Source organism: Streptomyces sp. NPDC004266 (genome assembly GCF_042874095.1).
Lineage (GTDB): Bacteria > Actinomycetota > Actinomycetes > Streptomycetales > Streptomycetaceae > Streptomyces.
The window spans coordinates 256,097-271,762 of sequence record NZ_JBIAMM010000004.1; the positions used below are offsets into that span (position 1 = coordinate 256,097).

The following is a 15,666-nucleotide window of genomic DNA, read 5'->3' on the forward strand; positions in this document are numbered from 1 at the left end:
CTACCTCAGCTTCGGGTCGAGGGCGTCGCGCACCGCGTCGCCGAGCATGATGAACGCGAGCACGGTGATCGCGAGCGCGCCGGCCGGCCAGAGCAGCATGTGGGGCGCGTTGCGGATGTACTGCGACGCCGAGGAGATGTCGATGCCCCAGGAGACGGTCGGCGGCTTCAGCCCGACGCCGAGGTACGACAGGGTCGCCTCCAGCGCGATGTACGTGCCGAGGGCGATGGTGGCGACGACGATCACGGGGGCGATGGCGTTCGGCGTGATGTGCCGGAGCATCATCCGGGAGTTGGAGGCGCCGAGCGCGCGGGCGGCCTGGACGTAGTCGTTCTGTTTGGCGGTGATGACGGAGCCGCGGGCGATGCGGGAGATCTGCGGCCAGCCGAGCAGCACCATGAAGCCGATGACGGGCCAGACGGTGGAGCTGGTCACGACCGAGAGGAGCACCAGGCCGCCGAGGACGACGGGGATGGCGAAGAAGACGTCGGTGATCCGGGAGAGGAAGCCGTCCCAGGCGCCGCCGTAGAAGCCGGCGAGTCCGCCGAGGACGCCGCCGAGGATCGCGACGCCGAGGGTGGCGCAGACGCCGACGGTGACGGAGGTGCGGGCGCCGTAGACGACCCGGGTGTAGACGTCGCAGCCCTGGCCGTTGAAGCCGAAGGGGTGGCCGGGCTGGGAGCCCTCCTGGGCCTTGGAGAGGTCGCAGTCGAGGGGGTCGCCGGAGGCGAGCAGCGAGGGCCAGATGGAGATGACGACGAGGAACAGGATGATGAGCCCGGAGATGATGAAGATGGGGTTGCGGCGCAGGTCGTGCCAGGCGTCGGACCAGAGGGAGCGGGGCTTCTTCTCGGCGCCGGTGCCCTGGGGTCCGCCGGGTGTCTTCTCCAGCGTCTCCGCCTCCGCCGTGCCGAGGTCGGATGCGCCGCCGGCGCCGGTGGAGGCGATGGCGCGCCCTTCGTCGTAGGACTCAAGAGGTTCGAGCGGCTCAGGCATAGCGAATCCTCGGGTCAAGGACGGCGTACAGGAGGTCGACCAGGAGGTTGGCCAGCAGGAACACCAGGACGAGGATGGTCACGAAGCCGACGACCGTCTGGGTGTTCTGGCGGACGATGCCCTGGTAGAGCTGGTAGCCGACGCCGTGGATGTTGAAGATCCGTTCGGTGACGATGGCCCCGCCCATGAGGGCGCCGATGTCGGCGCCGATGAAGGTCACCACGGGGATGAGGCTGTTGCGCAGCAGGTGCCGGGTGACGACCCGGCGGCGCGGAAGGCCCTTGGCGACGGCCGTGCGGACGTAGTCGGCGCGCTTGTTCTCGGCGATGGAGGTCCGGGTGAGGCGCGTGACGTACGCGAGCGAGACGGACGCGAGGACGAGGCCGGGGACGATCAGCTCGTCGAAGGGCGCCTCGGGCGAGACGGCGGGTTTGATCCAGCCCCATTCGACGCCGAGGAGCAGCTGGAGCAGCAGGCCGGTCACGAAGGTCGGGATGGAGAGGACGACCAGGGTCAGCAGGAGCACCGAGGTGTCGACGGGGTGGCCGCGCTTGAGCCCGGTGACGACGCCGAGGGTGATGCCGATGACGACCTCGAAGAGGATCGCGACGATGGTGAGCCGGATGGTGACGGGGAAGGCGTTGGCCATCAGCTCGGTGACGGGCTGGCCGTTGAAGGCGGTGCCGAAGTCGCCGGTGAAGACGTTGCCCATGTAGGTCAGGTATTGCTGCCAGACCGGCTTGTCGAGGCCGAACTCCTTCTCCAGCTGGGCGGCGGTGGCCGGGTCGCAGGCGCGGTCGCCGCACAGTCCGGCGACGGGGTCGCCCATCACGTTCACCATCAGGAAGATCAGCAGCGTGGCGCCGAAGAAGACCGGGATCATCTGCAGCAGCCGCCGGATCACGTATCGACCCACGGAGGCCTCCAGGAAGGGTGGGTTGTGGGACGGCGTACGGCCCGGTGCGGAGATCCGCGGTCCGGGCCGTACACCGCCTGACCGCTACGGCGTCACTTGACCTTGATCTGGTCGTAGACGGGGACGCTGAAGGGGTTGAGCGTCACGTTCTCGACGCGGTCCGAGTAGCCGGCGCTGCCGTTCTGGTACCAGAGCGGGATGGCCCCCATGTCGTTCTTCAGGACCTCTTCGGCCTGCTGGAAGATCCCGACGGCCTTCGGGGTGTCGGTCTCGGCGTTGGCCTGGTTGACCAGCTTGTCGAACTGCGGGTTCGAGTACTTGCCGTCGTTGGAGGAGGCGTTGGTGTAGTACAGCGGCTGGAGGAAGTTCTGGATGAGCGGGTAGTCCATCTGCCAGCCGGCCCGGAACGGTCCCTTCATCTTCTGCGTGCTGACCTGGCTGCGGAAGTCGGCGAAGGTGCCGATCGGATTGCCGACGCAGGCCTTGTTGTTGCCGAGCGCGTTGTTGATGGAGTTGCAGACCGCGTCCACCCACTCCTTGTGGGAGCCGGTGTCGGCGTTGTACGAGATCGTCATCGTGCCGCCGGGGATGCCGCCGCCCTCGGCGACCAGCTTCTTGGCCTCGGTGGGGTTGTACTTGCAGGCGTCGCCGCAGATGTCCTTGAAGCCGCCGGCCGCGCCGAGGACCGGGGAGGTCCAGTCCTGCGCGGGGGTGCGGGTCTTCTGGAAGATCGTCTCGGTGATCTGGTCCCGGTTGATCGCCATGGAGAGGCCCGTGCGGAGCTTCTCCTGGCCGGGCTTGTTCCAGGCCGGGTCGTAGAAGGGGAACGACAGGGTCTGGATGATGCCGGCGGGGGTGTTGATGTACCGGTCGCCGAGGTCGGCGGAGACGTTCTTGAGCTGCGAGGCGGGGACGTCGTCGACGAGGTCGAGGTTGCCGGCCGTCAGGTCCGTGTAGGCGGTGTTGTTGTCGGTGTAGACCTTGAGGGTGATGCCGCCGTTCTGCGCCTTGTCGGGGCCCGGGTAGCCGTCCCACTTCTTGAGGGCCATCTGGGAGCCCTTGGAGTAGGAGTCGACGGTGTACGGGCCGTTGCCGATCGGCTTGCTGAGCCAAGCGGCGTGATCGGTGTAGAAGGCCTGGGGCAGCGGGGCGAAGGCCGCGTAGCCGAGGGTGTCGGGGAAGGTCGAGAACTTCTGGGTCAGCTTGACCGTGAAGGTCTGGTCGCCGGTGACCTTGAGTCCGGACAGGGTCGTGGCCGTCGGCGCGCCCTTGTCGGGGTGGACCTTGTCGTATCCCTCGATGTAGCCGAAGAAGTAGGCGCCCTTCTGGTTGTTCTTCAGGTTCGCGCCGTAGTTCCAGGCGTCGACGAAGGACTTCGCGGTGACCTTCTCGCCGTTGGAGAAGGTCCAGCCGCTCTTGACCGTGATGGTGAAGTTGATCGAGTCGGTGGTCTCGATCTTCTCGGCGAGCATGTCCTTGGCCTCGCCGGTCTTCGGGTCGTACTGCTTGAGCCCTCGGAAGATCATGGACAGGACCTTGCCGCCCTGGACCTCGTTGGTGTTGGCGGGCTCCAGCGGGTTCTGCGGGTCGCCCCACGAGGAACTCACGATGCCGTCGGCCCCTCCGCCACCGCCGCTGTCGCCGCCACCACCACAGGCCGTCGCCGCGAGGGCTACGGCGGTGGCCAGTGCGGCCCACTTGGCGTGCGTGGCTCCGCGCATGGAGTGCCTCCCGTTGTCTTGCCGAGACTTAGGCCCCCATACCACCGCAACCCGGACAGGGGCGCATCTCGGCGACAGCTGTCCGGGGGGCGGGCGACGCGGTCAGTGCAGGAAGGTCACGTCCCAGTGGCTGCTCTCGCGGGCGTAGAGGTTGCCCGAGGGAGCGGTGTAGAGGGCGGCGCCGTCACCGCGGGTGCCGGAGTAGGCGAAGGTGCCGGTGATGTAGTTGCTCAGGCAGGTGGTCGGGCTGAAGTCCAGCTTGTAGCCGTTCCAGTGGCTGTACGTGCCGCTGGCGTGTCCCGTCTCCGTGCCGCCGGTGACGGTCAGGGCGCAGCCGCTCGCGCGGCGCAGCGTCACGGCGCCGTCGGCGGAGGTCTGGCGCAGTCCGTCGAAGGAGGTGCAGCTGCTGCTGTTGCGGTCGGAGCAGTTGCCCGAGGAGGTCCAGGTGATGCCGGCCGAGGTGAAGAGGGCGGCCGCCTGGGCGTGGGTCAGCAGGCCGCTGCTGCCGCCGCTGCCGCCGGAGGAGCCGGTGACCAGGGCGCGCCAGGTGTCCGGACCGACGATGCCGTCCGCGTCGAGGCCGTGGGAGGACTGGAAGGAGCGGACCTTGGCGTCGGTGCCGTCGCCGAAGGCGCCGTCGACGGCGAGCCCGGCGCCGTACCGGTTGAGCTGCGTCTGGGCGGCCTTGACCGCGGAGCCGTTGTCGCCCTTGCGGACGGTGACGATCAGCTTGGACCAGGTGTCGGCGCCGACGACGCCGTCGGCGGACAGGCCGTTCGCGCTCTGGAAGCCGCGGACCTTGGACTCGGTGCCGTCGCCGAAGGCTCCGTCGGCGGCCGTGGCGTAACCGCGGGCGGTCAGCAGGTGCTGGACGGTGGTCACCTGCACGCCGCTGCTGCCGTTCTTGACCAGCGGCCAGTCGGCGGCGAAGGCGGGGGCGGTCTGGAGCACACCGGCCACGAGGGCGGCGACCAGGGCGGCGAGCAGCGTGGTCGCGAGGCCGGGCAGTCTTCTCGCGAGTGTCATGGCGGGTACCTCGGATTCTCGGGTCAGCACTGGTAGCTCGCGTCCGGGTGAACCGGCTCGCAGTAGCGGATGTGGAGGTGGTTGTCGTGGTTGGGGTACTGGACGGTCAGCCCCTCGGCGATCAGCTGCGGGTCGTTGAAGTAGACGAACTTCACGTGCCCGGGCGCGGCCGCGCGCAGGGCCTTGACCAGCTCGCGGGTGGCGCCGCGGTCGTAGGCGGCGGACTCCCAGGTGATCCGGGAGCCGGCGCACTGCGCCGAGTCGGTGCGCACCGGCCAGAAGTCGACGTCCAGGCCGACCTGGTGGCTGGCGTGGCCGTAGATGGAGCCGCCGTGCTCGAAGGCGATGTCACCGACCGGGACCTTGCCGCGGCCGAGGGCGGCGAAGCTGCGGGCTCCGGCCTCCAGCTGGCCGATGGCCGCACCGGTGCCCCAGTCCGCGGAGGCGTTGCCGTCCGGGTTCTGGTTGCACAGGGTGCCGGCGTTGTAGTCGGCGTACTCGTAGTGCCAGAGCAGGTTGGTCCAGGTGTCCGGGCCGACGACGCCGTCCGCGCCGAGACCGGCGTGGCTCTGGAAGGTGCGGACGGCCGAGGCGGTGCCGGGACCGAAGGCGCCGTCGACGGTGAGGCCCGCTCCGCGCTTGGCGTTGAGCAGGTGCTGCACGGCCTTGACGGCCTCGCCCTGGCTGCCCTCCCGGACGGTGACGGTCAGCGCCCGCCAGGTGTTGGGGCCGACGATGCCGTCCGCGCCGAGGCCGTGGGAGGACTGGAAGGAGCGGACGGCGGTGTCGGTGCCGGAGCCGAAGACGCCGTCGGCGGTGAGCTGCGCGCCCTGCCCGTTGAGCAGGTACTGGAGGGCGACGACGTCCGAGCCCCGGTTGCCCTTGCTCTGGGTGGGGACGAACGCGCCCGCGAAGGCGTGCGCGGGCGTGCCCAGGCCGATGAGCACGAGCAGCGCGGCGAGTGCGGCGAGGGCCGCGAGGGGGACGGCCCCGAGCGCGGGGCGGAACGACCGGGTGGTCGACGACATGGCGGTGGGCTTCTCCTTTGTCGGTGGGGGCTTCAGGCGAGGAGGCGGCTGAACGTGCGCGCGTCGGCAGAGCCGTCGGCGGGCAGTCCGGCCGTGTTCTGGAAGGTCGCGACCGAGGCCAGGGTGCCGGGGCCGAAGGCGCCGTCGACGTCGGTCGGGACGCCCTTGGCGGTGAGCAGGAGCTGGACGGCCTTGACGGCCTCACCGGTGTCGCCCTGCCGTACGGGCACGACGAGTTGGTGCCAGGTCTGGTTGCCGGCGTAGCCGTCGGAGGTCGCGGTCACGAGCGTCTGGAAGTCCCGTACGGCCTTCTCGGTGGCCGGCCCGAAGCTTCCGTCCACGGTGATCGTGGCGCCGCGCCGTACGAGCAGGTGCTGGAGCGCGCGCACCCGGTCGCCCGTGTCGCCGTTGTGCAGCAGCGGCCACACGGGTGCCGTCGGATCGCCGCCGACGCGGGCGGCGACGTCCCGCCGCAGCTGCGGAAGCAGCGCGTACAGGCGGTCGCCGGGGCACTCGGTGGCGTTGAAGTCCCGGTGCCCGTAGATCTGGTAGGCGCGCAGCCCGTACTGGCGGCAGATGTACGCGCACAGCTCGACGAGGGTCGCGTACTGCTGGCTCCTCGGGTCGACCGTGGTGTAGGTGCCCTCGTTCTCGATGCCGATGGCGACGGTGTTCTGCCCGGCGCAGTGCGCCGACTCCACGGTCTGGGTGCCGCCCCGGAGCGCGGCCAGACTGCTGTGCCGGCCCTCCAGGACGTACGCGCCGCGGGAGACGGTGAAGTGCTGGCCCGTGTCGATCCAGTGGCGCTCGTCCATCGCCCAGTTCTGCATCGCGCGGGCGAGCTGGAAGGCCTGGGCCTGCGAGTAGTCGGTCGTGTTGGGCGTGTCCGTGTGGTGCACGATGATCTTCTGCGGCGGGGTCGACAGCACCCGCACGGGGCTGCTCGACGGACGGGCGCCCCACGCGGTGGTGTCCGCGATGACGGGCCCGTCCGCGGCCTGTGCCGGGCCGCTCGCCCACAGGGGCAGCGCGGCCGCGGCGCCTAGCGCGAGGCCTCCGGTGAGCAGGGTGCGGCGGCTGGGGGTCGGTTCGTTGACCGGGGTCATGGTGTGGAGGTCCTCAGCTCAGTACGTGCCGGTGCAGTGGGTCTGGAGGGTGTCGTAGGCGCGGGTCTCGCACGCCCAGGCGACGATGTCCTTGTCGTTCACCATGGCGGTGTAGACCGTTCCCCAGCCGCCGTAGTAGACGCCGTGCGTGTCGCCCGCGCTGTTGCGCACCCGTATCTCGGTGTCGAGGGAGCCCCCCGAGGTCTTGCGGGCCCAGGCGGCCCGGCAGGTGGGGCTGTAGCGCAGCTCCACGCCCCAGTCGGCGGTCCGCACGGTGCGGGCGTCGTTCTGGCAGACGGTCGTGGACGGGTCCAGGCCGGTGCAGCTCGACGCGTAGCAGGAGGTGGCCGCGGAGGCCGGGGAGGACGCGAAGAGCAGTCCGGACGCGGCGAGTCCGAGGGCGGAGGCGGCGGTGGCGAGCTTGCGCGTGAGGGGCGGCAGTGCCTTCACGGGCCGTGTCTCCTTCGGTCTAGTACCAGGAGGTGCAGTCGGAATCGGGCGTGGGCGCGCCTTCGTAGTAGCCGCAGGCCCGGGACAGGAGGTCCTTGTCGTTCACCATGGGGGTCCAGACGGCGTGGCTGGCGTCGGTGGGCGTCGAGTAGAACCCGTTGCCGTCCCTGCGCTGCACGAAGATGGTCAACCGGGCCGGCGTGAACGTGGGGTAGCGCGCCCACGCCGCCCGGCAGGTGGGGCTGTACCGCAGCTCCACCCCCCAGAGCTGGGTCGTGCCGACGGTGCGGGCGTCGTTCTGACAGATGGTCGTGCTCGGGTCCAGGCCCTGGCAGCTGCTCGCGTAGCAGCTCGTCGCGGCGGACGCCGGGGAGGACGCGAAGAGCAGGCCGGACGCGGCGAGCGCGAGGGCCGAACCGGCCGTCGCGAGCTTGCGGGTGAACGTGTTCACGGTGAAGGACTCCTTCTCTCGGTCTAGTACCAGGACGTGCACTCGGCCGTGGACGGGGAGTTGTAGTCCACGTAGCCGCAGGCCCGGGACAGGAGGTCCTTGTCGTTCACCATCGGGGTCCAGACGGCGTAGCTGCCGCTGGTGTGCACCGAGTAGGTCCCGTTGCCGTCCTGGCGCTGCACGAAGATGATCAGCCGGTTCGGCGTGAACGTGGGGTAGCGCGCCCACGCCGCCCGGCAGGTGGGGCTGTAGCGCAGCTCCACGTCGTAGAACGAGGTCGTGCCGACGGTGCGGGCGTCGTTCTGGCAGATGGTCGTGCTCGGGTCCAGGCCCTGGCAGCTGCTCGCGTAGCAGCTCGTCGCGGCGGACGCCGGGGAGGACCCGAGGAGAAGACTGGACGCGGCGAGCGCGAGGGCCGAACCGGCCGTCGCGAGCTTGCGGGTGAACGGCCTCATGGTGAGGGGCTCCTTGTCTCGTTCTAGTACCACGACGTGCACGTCGCCCCGAACCCCATGATGTAGCCGCAGGCCCGGTCGACGATGCCCTTGTCGTCGATCATCGAGGTCCAGACGGTGCCGCTGCCGGTGTAGTAAGCGGACTGGCCCAGACCGGTGTTGCTCTCGACCCAGATGGTCATCGAGGTGTTGCTGCTCTGCCGTGCCCAGGCGGACCGGCAGGTGGGGCTGTAGCGCAGCTCGGTGCCGATGCTCGAAGTGGCGACCGTGCGGGCGTCGTTCTGGCAGATGGACGTGCTCGGGTCCAGGCCCGTGCAGGACGGCCCGTAGCAGGAGGTCGCTGCGGACGCCGGCGCGGAGGCGAGGAGCAGACCGGACGCGGCGAGCCCGAGGGCCGAACCGACGGTGGCGAGCTTGCGGGTGAGCGGGTTCACGACGAAGGACTCCTTCTGAGGACTCGTGTCGAGTGACTGCGGGGTCCGCGGCGCGCCGCGGGCCGGACCGGTCCCGTGGGCCGCCCGGGGCGGGTCACCACCAGAGGGTGCTCGACGCCTGGGTTCCGTCGGGGCGGTAGTCGGCGGCGTAGGCGTAGATGTCCTTGTCGTCGACCATGGTCGTCCAGACCGTGCCGCCCGAGCTGGTGGGCACCACGAACTGCGTCTCGCGCCGGTCGTTCTGGACGATGTACTTGTGCCAGGCCACCGCCGAGGTCTTGCGGGCCCACACCGCGCGGCAGGTCGCGCTGTAGCGCAGCTCGACGCCGGTGTCGCTGGTGAGGACGGTCCGCGCGTCGTTCTGGCAGACCGTGTACGCCGGGTCGAGGCCGTGGCAGCTCGTCGAGTAGCAGGACGTCGCGGCCGACGCCGGCGACGAGGCGAGCAGGAGGCTCGACCCCGCCATGGCGAGGGCCGAACCGACGGTGGCGAGCTTGCGGGTGAGCGCGTTCATGGTGACCCCCGGGCCTGAAGTGGTGTGCGTTCGGCGGCAGTCGGGCTGGGCCGCGGCACACACGCTGCCAGTCCCGCCCGCCGTCCGCGCCGTCCCGCAGGACCGGGGCCGTCCCGTGCGCGGGCCCGGTGGGACGGCGTGCCGTCGACGGCCGAGGCAGGGGCGCGGGTGGGGGGCGGCGTCCCGCCGGGGTCACGGGACGGGCCGGGGGACGCGGGACGGGAACGGGACGGCCGTACGCCCGTCCCGTGGGACGCCCCTGCTCCCGTCGCCGTCGCGCGGCGCGGGGCCGGGAACGCCGAAGGCCCCCGGTCACCCTTGCGGGTGGCCGGGGGCCTTCGGACCCGGGGCCTCTTCGGCTCCAGGTGGATCAGACGGCGCGTCGGTGCGTCAGTGCACCGGGACGACCTGCTTCTCCTCGGCGAAGTGGCACGCCGAGAAGTGGGCGGCCGGGGTGTCCTGGCCCTTGAAGCGCTCCGGGACCGCGAGGACCGGAACCTCCTGCGAGCACTTCTCCTGCGCCTTCCAGCAGCGGGTGCGGAAGCTGCAGCCCGACGGCGGGTTGGCCGGCGAGGGGACGTCACCGGTGAGGATGATCCGCTCGCGGTGCGCGCGGGCCTCCGGGTCCGGCACCGGCACCGCGGAGAGCAGCGCCTGGGTGTACGGGTGCGTCGGGTGCTCGTAGATCTGCTCGTCCGTACCGATCTCGGCCATCTTGCCGAGGTACATGACGCCGACGCGGTCGGAGATGTGCCGGACGATCGACAGGTCGTGCGCGATGAAGACGTAGGACAGGTTGAACTCGTCCTGCAGCTTCCCCATCAGGTTGATGACCTGCGCCTGGACGGAGACGTCCAGGGCCGAGACCGGCTCGTCGCAGATGATGATCTCCGGGTTGAGCGCGAGGCCGCGGGCGATGCCGATGCGCTGGCGCTGGCCGCCGGAGAACTGGTGCGGGTACCGGTTGATGTACTCCGGGTTCAGACCGACGACGTCGAGCAGCTCCTGCACCTTGCGGCGCCGGTCGCCCTTCGGGGCCACCTCGGGGTGGATGTCGAAGGGCTCGCCGATGATGTCGCCGACCGTCATGCGCGGGTTGAGCGAGGTGTACGGGTCCTGGAAGACCATCTGGATGTTGCGGCGGACGGCCTTCAGCGCGCGCCCGGACAGCTTGGTGATGTCCTGGCCCTTGTAGAAGACCTCGCCGGCGGTGGCCCGCTCCAGGTTCATCAGGAGCTTGGCGACCGTGGACTTGCCACAGCCGGACTCGCCCACGATGCCGAGGGTCTCGCCCTGGTAGAGGTCGAAGCTGACCCCGTCCACGGCCTTGACCGCGCCGACCTGCTTCTTGAAGAGGATGCCCTGCGTCAGCGGGAAGTGCTTCTGCAGGCCCCGCACCTGGAGGATCGGTTCGCCGCGGCCCACGGGGGCCTCGATGGCGGCGGCCACGGCCTCGTCGTTCTTGCTGAGGTCAGCCATGGATCGTCTCCTTCCAGAAGTGGCAGGCGCTCTTACGGCCCGGCAGATCCGCGCCGTCCTGCTCGGTGACCGGCACCAGGGCCGGGATCTCCGTGCGGCAGATGTCGTCGGCCTTGGGGCAGCGCGGGTTGAAGGCGCAGCCGGTGGGCACCTTGAGCAGGTTGGGCGGCAGGCCCTTGATCGCGTAGAGCTCCTGGCCCTTCTGGTCCAGGCGCGGGATCGAGTCCAGCAGACCGCGGGTGTACGGGTGGGCCGGGCGCTTGTACAGCTCGTGCACCGGCGCCTGCTCGACGATCCGGCCGGCGTACATCACGGCGATCTTGTCCGCGACGTCGGCGACGACGCCGAGGTCGTGGGTGATCAGGATCAGACCCATGTTGTATTCCTGCTGGAGCTCCGCGAGGAGGTCCATGACCTGGGCCTGGACGGTCACGTCGAGAGCCGTGGTGGGCTCGTCGGCGATGATCAGGTCCGGCTCCAGGGCGAGCGCCATGGCGATCATGATGCGCTGGCGCATGCCGCCGGAGAACTGGTGGGGGTAGTCGGAGACCCGGGCCTTGGCGGCGGGGATCTTGACCTTGTCCATCAGCTCGATGGCCTTGACCTTGGCGTCCTTCTTGGACATGCCGTGGTGGACCCGGAACATCTCGCCGAGCTGGTAGCCGACGGTGAGGACCGGGTTGAGGGAGGACAGCGCGTCCTGGAAGATCATCGCGATCTTCCGGCCGCGGATCTTCCGGCGGTCCTCCTCGGACATCTTCAGCATGTCCTCGCCGCGGAACAGGATCTCGCCCTGCGGGATCTTGCCGGGCGGCATGTCGAGGATGCCCATGACGGCCTGGGCCGTGACGGACTTGCCGGAGCCGGACTCGCCGAGGACGGCGAGGGTCTCGCCGGCGTTCACCGAGTAGTTGACGCCGTTGACCGCCTTGGCCACGCCGTCACGGGTGTGGAACTCCACGTGCAGGTCGCGGACTTCGAGGAGCGGACCGGTGTGGTCGGAACCGCCGCGCGGCGCCGGGACGGCCGCGGTCTTGTCGATGGTGCTCATCTGTTACGCCCTCCTCAGCGCAGCTTGGGGTCGAGGGCGTTGCGAACGGCTTCGCCGAGCATGATGAACGCCAGGACGGTGAGGCTCAGCATGATCGACGGCCAGAGCAGGACGTGCGGAGCGATGCGGATCTGGGCGACGCCCGCGGAGATGTCGACACCCCACGAGACGGTCGGGGCGGCGAGGCCCAGACCCAGGAAGGACAGGGTCGCCTCGGCCGAGATGTAGCCGCCGAGCGCGATGGTCGCGACGACGATCACCGGGGCCATGGCGTTCGGCAGGATGTGCTTGAACAGGATCCGGACGGTGCCGGCGCCGAGGGCCTTCGCCGCGTGGACGTAGTCCGCCTGCTTGACCGTGATCACGGCACCGCGCATGACGCGGGTGATCTGGGTCCAGCCGAGGAACGCGAGGGCGAAGACGACGACCCAGACGGTCCGCTCGACGAAGGCCTGCAGGACGACCATGGCGCCGAGCAGGAACGGGATGCCGAAGAAGACGTCGGTGAGGCGGGAGAGGATCGCGTCGACCCAGCCGCCGAAGTAGCCCGAGATCATGCCCATGATGCCGCCGACGATCGTGACGATCGCGGTGACCGCGATGCCGACCGTCACCGAGGCGCGGGTGCCGTGGATCAGACGGGCGTAGACGGAGCGGCCCTGCTGGTCGTAGCCCAGCCACTCGGGCGAGCCGATCTTGCCCAGCTCGGGCTTGCTGAGGAAGTGGTGGACCAGGTCACCGGCGGTCGGGGACGCGCTGGTGAAGAGGGTCGGCCACGCCGAGACCAGCAGCAGCAGCGCGATCAGGACCGACGAGACGATGAAGTACGGGTTGCGGCGCAGGTCGGCCCAGGCGTCGCCCCAGAGGCTGCGGGCCTTGTCCTGCTTGGCCGCCGGCGCCGGGCCCACGGTGGGCGGGGCGATGGCGTCCTCGACGGCCGCGGCAGCGGTCTTGGTCACGTCAGGCATACCGGATCCTCGGGTCCAGGACCGCGTACAGCAGGTCGATGAGCAGGCTGGTGACGAGGTAGACGATCACCAGGATGGTGACGAGGCCCACCAGGGTCGAACCCTCACGCCGGGAGATCGAGTCGGCGATGACGCCACCGACGCCGTGGATGTTGAAGATCGCCTCGGTGACGACCGCGCCGCCCATGAGGGCGCCGATGTCGGTGCCGAGGAAGGTGACCACGGGGATCATCGAGTTGCGCATCAGGTGGACGCCGATGACGCGGCGCCGCGGCAGGCCCTTGGCGACGGCCGTGCGCATGTAGTCGGCGCGCAGGTTCTCCGCCATGGACGTACGGGTGAGGCGCGCCACGTAGGCGAGGGAGAGACCGCCGAGCACGATGGCCGGGGCGATCATCTCGCTCAGGACCGGCTCGGTGCTGACGTTCGGCGCGATCCAGCCCAGGTTGAAGGCGAACACCATCTTGATGATGTAGCCGAGGACGAAGACCGGGATCGAGATGATCAGCAGGGTGAAGATCAGGATCAGGTTGTCGGCCAGGCGACCGGCGCGCAGACCGCCGATGATGCCCAGGCCGATGCCGAAGACCAGCTCGATGGCGAAGGCCAGGGCGGCAAGCTGAAGGGTGATGGGGAACGCGTCGCCGAGCACTTCCGTGACCGGGCGGCCGTTCCGGATCTGGGTACCGAAGTCCTGGTGCCAGATCATGTCCCACATGTACGTGACGTACTGCTCCCACTGCGGCCTGTCGAGACCCAGCTCGTGGCGCTTCGCGGCGAGCGTCGCCGGGTCGGCGCCCTTGTCGCCGAACATGGCCAGCACGGGGTCACCGGGCAGGCTGTGCACCATGAGGAAGATCAGCAGGGTTGTCCCGAGGAATACCGGGATCATCTGGAGCAGTCGTCGTGCGACATAACGCCCCATCATGCCTCCGTTGAGATGTGACAGCGCAACCGACGGGCCCTCCCCCGACAGCGTGCCCGGATCCGGGCACGCTGATGTCGTGGAAGGGCCCCCCAGCCGCTGCGTAAGGCACCGAAACGGGACTGACGATCCGTCAGTCCCGTGACGGTGTGCGGACTACGCTTGGGTGATTACTTCTTGACCTCGACGCCGGTCAGGATCGGGTCGCCGTCCTGGCCGTAGGCGACACCCGAGACCTTCTCGGAGAAGCCCGCGTTGACCTTGTAGTACCAGAGCGGGATGGACGGCATGTAGTTCTTGAGGTCCTTCTCGATCGCCTGGTACGCCTTGACGGACTCGTCAAGGGTCGTGGCGGAGTCGGCCTTCGCGATCTTGGCGTCCAGCTCCTTGTTGGAGAAGTCGCCCTGGTTGCCGCCCGCACCCGTGCGGAACAGGTCCGAGATGAAGTTGGCGTTCACCGGGTAGTCGAGCACCCAGCCGGAGCGGTAGAGCGACTTGACCTGCTTGGTCTTACGGGCGGTCAGGTCGGCCTGGAAGTCCGGCTTGCCGTCGCCGACGCACTGGACGCTGGTGGCCTGCTGGATGGAGTTGCAGACAGCGTCCACCCACTCCTTGTGGCCACCGTCGGCGTTGTACTGGATCGAGATCTTGTTGCCCGGGACGCCGCCGCCGGCCTTGATGAGGGCCTTGGCCTGAGCCGGGTCGTACTTGGTGACGCCGGCGCCACCGTCCTCCTGGAAGCCCAGGACGCCCTTCGCGACCCAGCCGGTCGCGGGCTCACGCGTGCCGTTCAGCACCGTCTTGGTGATGGTGGCGCGGTCGATCGCCATGGAAAGACCCTGGATGACGCGCGGGTCGATCTGCTTCGGCTTCTTCCACTGGTCGGAGTAGAAGGCGACGGCGATGGTCTGGATCGCGGAGTACGGCTGGTCCACGGCGCGGTCGCCGAGGTCCTGGCGGTAGACCGGGAGGTCCTTCGGCGCGATCTGACGCAGGACGTCGACGTTGCCGGACTTCAGGTCCTCGTACGCGGCCTCGAGGGTGGTGTAGTTCTTGAAGACCACACCGCCGTTCTTCGCCTTGTTCGGGCCCTTGTAGCCGTCGAACCGGGTGATCTCGATCTTCTTCTTGTGGTCCCAGCTCTTGAACTTGTAGGGACCGTTGCCGACCGGCTTCTGGCCGCCGGCGACCGGGTCCTTGTAGAAGGAGGCCGGGAGCGGGGCGAAGACGATGTAGGCGAGCTTGTGACCGAAGTACGGAACGGCCTTCGAGAGCTCGATGGTGAAGGTGTTCTCGTCGACGACCTTCAGACCCTCGAGCTTGTCGGCGGTCTGCTTCGCGCCCTCGGCGTCCGGGTGGACCTTGTCGTAGCCCTTGATGTCCGCGAACCAGGACGCGAGGCCCTGGGCGTTCTTCAGGCTGGCGTTCCAGTTCCACGCGTCCACGTAGGACTTGGAGGTGACCGGGGTGCCGTCGTGGAAGGTCCAGCCCGGCTTGAGCTTGACGGTCCACGTCTTCGAGTCCGTCGTGGTGACCGACTCGGCGTTGATCATCTCCAGGGAGCCGTCGGCCTTGTAGTCGACCAGGGTCGAGAACAGGCCGGCCATGACGGCGGAGCCGTTGGACTCCATCGTGTCACCGGTGAGCAGGGGCTTCTCAGGCTCGCCCAGCTCGATGGAGAAGATTCCGTTCGGGTCAACAGCGCCCTTGGCGTCGCTGCCGCCGTCGCTCTTACCCCCGCCACAGGCGGTCGCAGCAAGGGCGACGATGATCGCGCCCGTTACCCACTTGGCGCTCTTGGCACCGCGCATGGGTTCCTCCTCATGAGTCCACTTTGTCACTACAAGAGGGGCACTCCGAGTTTCGCCGACACCCCTGACGGCTTTGGACTCAAGTGCCCCGAGTGTGCTCGTGAGTCGGCACTCCCCACAGTGCGTGACCCATTGACCCGAGCTCAATGGAGCCAACTATTAAGTACGTCCGGGCTGTAAACCACACTTAAGCGGTCTCGTTTTGACAACATCACCGGGTCCCGGGTGACCGAAATCCGGACAAAATGAGCACAGACAGACACGCCCGAAACGGACTGTTAACACACGTACCGGAGAGCGATCGCCGATATCCGGACACCCGGACTCCGAAATGG

Annotated in this window: 16 protein-coding genes and 1 pseudogene; all 17 read right to left on the reverse strand. The window is 69.0% G+C overall.

Going from position 1 to position 15,666, the window contains the following annotated elements; genetic code table 11:
- Window positions 1-996, reverse strand: coding sequence for an ABC transporter permease (locus ACFYUZ_RS12370; protein ID WP_389308133.1), 996 nt, complete (start codon window positions 994-996; stop codon window positions 1-3).
- A complete protein-coding gene (locus tag ACFYUZ_RS12375) occupies window positions 989-1,912 on the reverse strand; it encodes an ABC transporter permease (RefSeq protein WP_389308134.1) in 924 nt (307 codons plus the stop codon). Before ACFYUZ_RS12375 ends, ACFYUZ_RS12370 begins: the two co-directional genes overlap by 8 nt.
- A gap of 92 nt (window positions 1,913-2,004) precedes the next feature.
- Window positions 2,005-3,633 (reverse strand): ABC transporter substrate-binding protein, encoded by a 1,629-nt coding sequence (locus ACFYUZ_RS12380; protein WP_389308136.1) that lies wholly within the window; start codon window positions 3,631-3,633, stop codon window positions 2,005-2,007.
- Between the two features lie 102 nt (window positions 3,634-3,735).
- Complete coding sequence (locus ACFYUZ_RS12385) at window positions 3,736-4,362, reverse strand: peptidoglycan-binding protein (RefSeq protein ID WP_389308553.1); 627 nt, start codon at window positions 4,360-4,362, stop codon at window positions 3,736-3,738.
- A gap of 9 nt (window positions 4,363-4,371) precedes the next feature.
- Window positions 4,372-4,659, reverse strand: a pseudogene (locus ACFYUZ_RS12390) (peptidoglycan-binding protein); the annotation flags it as partial.
- Window positions 4,660-4,682: 23 nt separating this feature from the next.
- Entirely contained in the window at window positions 4,683-5,687 is a 1,005-nt protein-coding gene (locus ACFYUZ_RS12395; protein ID WP_389308138.1) for a penicillin-insensitive murein endopeptidase, read from the reverse strand.
- Between the two features lie 32 nt (window positions 5,688-5,719).
- A complete protein-coding gene (locus ACFYUZ_RS12400; RefSeq protein ID WP_389308140.1) occupies window positions 5,720-6,793 on the reverse strand; it encodes an N-acetylmuramoyl-L-alanine amidase in 1,074 nt (357 codons plus the stop codon).
- A gap of 18 nt (window positions 6,794-6,811) precedes the next feature.
- Window positions 6,812-7,243 carry a DUF2690 domain-containing protein gene (locus ACFYUZ_RS12405; RefSeq protein ID WP_389308141.1) on the reverse strand — a complete coding sequence of 144 codons (432 nt, stop codon included), beginning with the start codon at window positions 7,241-7,243 and terminating at the stop codon, window positions 6,812-6,814.
- 19 nt (window positions 7,244-7,262) lie between these two features.
- The gene (locus ACFYUZ_RS12410; RefSeq protein WP_389308143.1) at window positions 7,263-7,694 is read right to left on the reverse strand and encodes a DUF2690 domain-containing protein; all 432 of its coding nucleotides are present in this window, start codon (window positions 7,692-7,694) and stop codon (window positions 7,263-7,265) included.
- A gap of 23 nt (window positions 7,695-7,717) precedes the next feature.
- On the reverse strand, window positions 7,718-8,149 hold the full coding sequence (locus ACFYUZ_RS12415; protein WP_389308145.1) for a DUF2690 domain-containing protein: 432 nt from the start codon (window positions 8,147-8,149) through the stop codon (window positions 7,718-7,720).
- A 23-nt stretch (window positions 8,150-8,172) separates the two neighbouring features.
- Window positions 8,173-8,583 carry a DUF2690 domain-containing protein gene (locus ACFYUZ_RS12420; protein ID WP_389308147.1) on the reverse strand — a complete coding sequence of 137 codons (411 nt, stop codon included), beginning with the start codon at window positions 8,581-8,583 and terminating at the stop codon, window positions 8,173-8,175.
- 94 nt (window positions 8,584-8,677) lie between these two features.
- Window positions 8,678-9,097 carry a DUF2690 domain-containing protein gene (locus ACFYUZ_RS12425; protein ID WP_389308149.1) on the reverse strand — a complete coding sequence of 140 codons (420 nt, stop codon included), beginning with the start codon at window positions 9,095-9,097 and terminating at the stop codon, window positions 8,678-8,680.
- A gap of 390 nt (window positions 9,098-9,487) precedes the next feature.
- Window positions 9,488-10,576, reverse strand: a complete 1,089-nt coding sequence (locus tag ACFYUZ_RS12430) for an ABC transporter ATP-binding protein (RefSeq protein WP_389308151.1) — start codon at window positions 10,574-10,576, stop codon at window positions 9,488-9,490.
- Window positions 10,569-11,627 carry an ABC transporter ATP-binding protein gene (locus ACFYUZ_RS12435; protein ID WP_389308153.1) on the reverse strand — a complete coding sequence of 353 codons (1,059 nt, stop codon included), beginning with the start codon at window positions 11,625-11,627 and terminating at the stop codon, window positions 10,569-10,571. Before ACFYUZ_RS12435 ends, ACFYUZ_RS12430 begins: the two co-directional genes overlap by 8 nt.
- A 14-nt stretch (window positions 11,628-11,641) precedes the next feature.
- The gene (locus ACFYUZ_RS12440; protein ID WP_389308155.1) at window positions 11,642-12,595 is read right to left on the reverse strand and encodes an ABC transporter permease; all 954 of its coding nucleotides are present in this window, start codon (window positions 12,593-12,595) and stop codon (window positions 11,642-11,644) included.
- A complete protein-coding gene (locus tag ACFYUZ_RS12445; RefSeq protein WP_389308555.1) occupies window positions 12,588-13,520 on the reverse strand; it encodes an ABC transporter permease in 933 nt (310 codons plus the stop codon). The genes ACFYUZ_RS12440 and ACFYUZ_RS12445 overlap by 8 nt, the downstream gene beginning before the upstream one ends.
- A gap of 170 nt (window positions 13,521-13,690) precedes the next feature.
- Window positions 13,691-15,331 (reverse strand): ABC transporter substrate-binding protein, encoded by a 1,641-nt coding sequence (locus ACFYUZ_RS12450; protein ID WP_389308157.1) that lies wholly within the window; start codon window positions 15,329-15,331, stop codon window positions 13,691-13,693.
- Window positions 15,332-15,666: the final 335 nt, after the last annotated feature.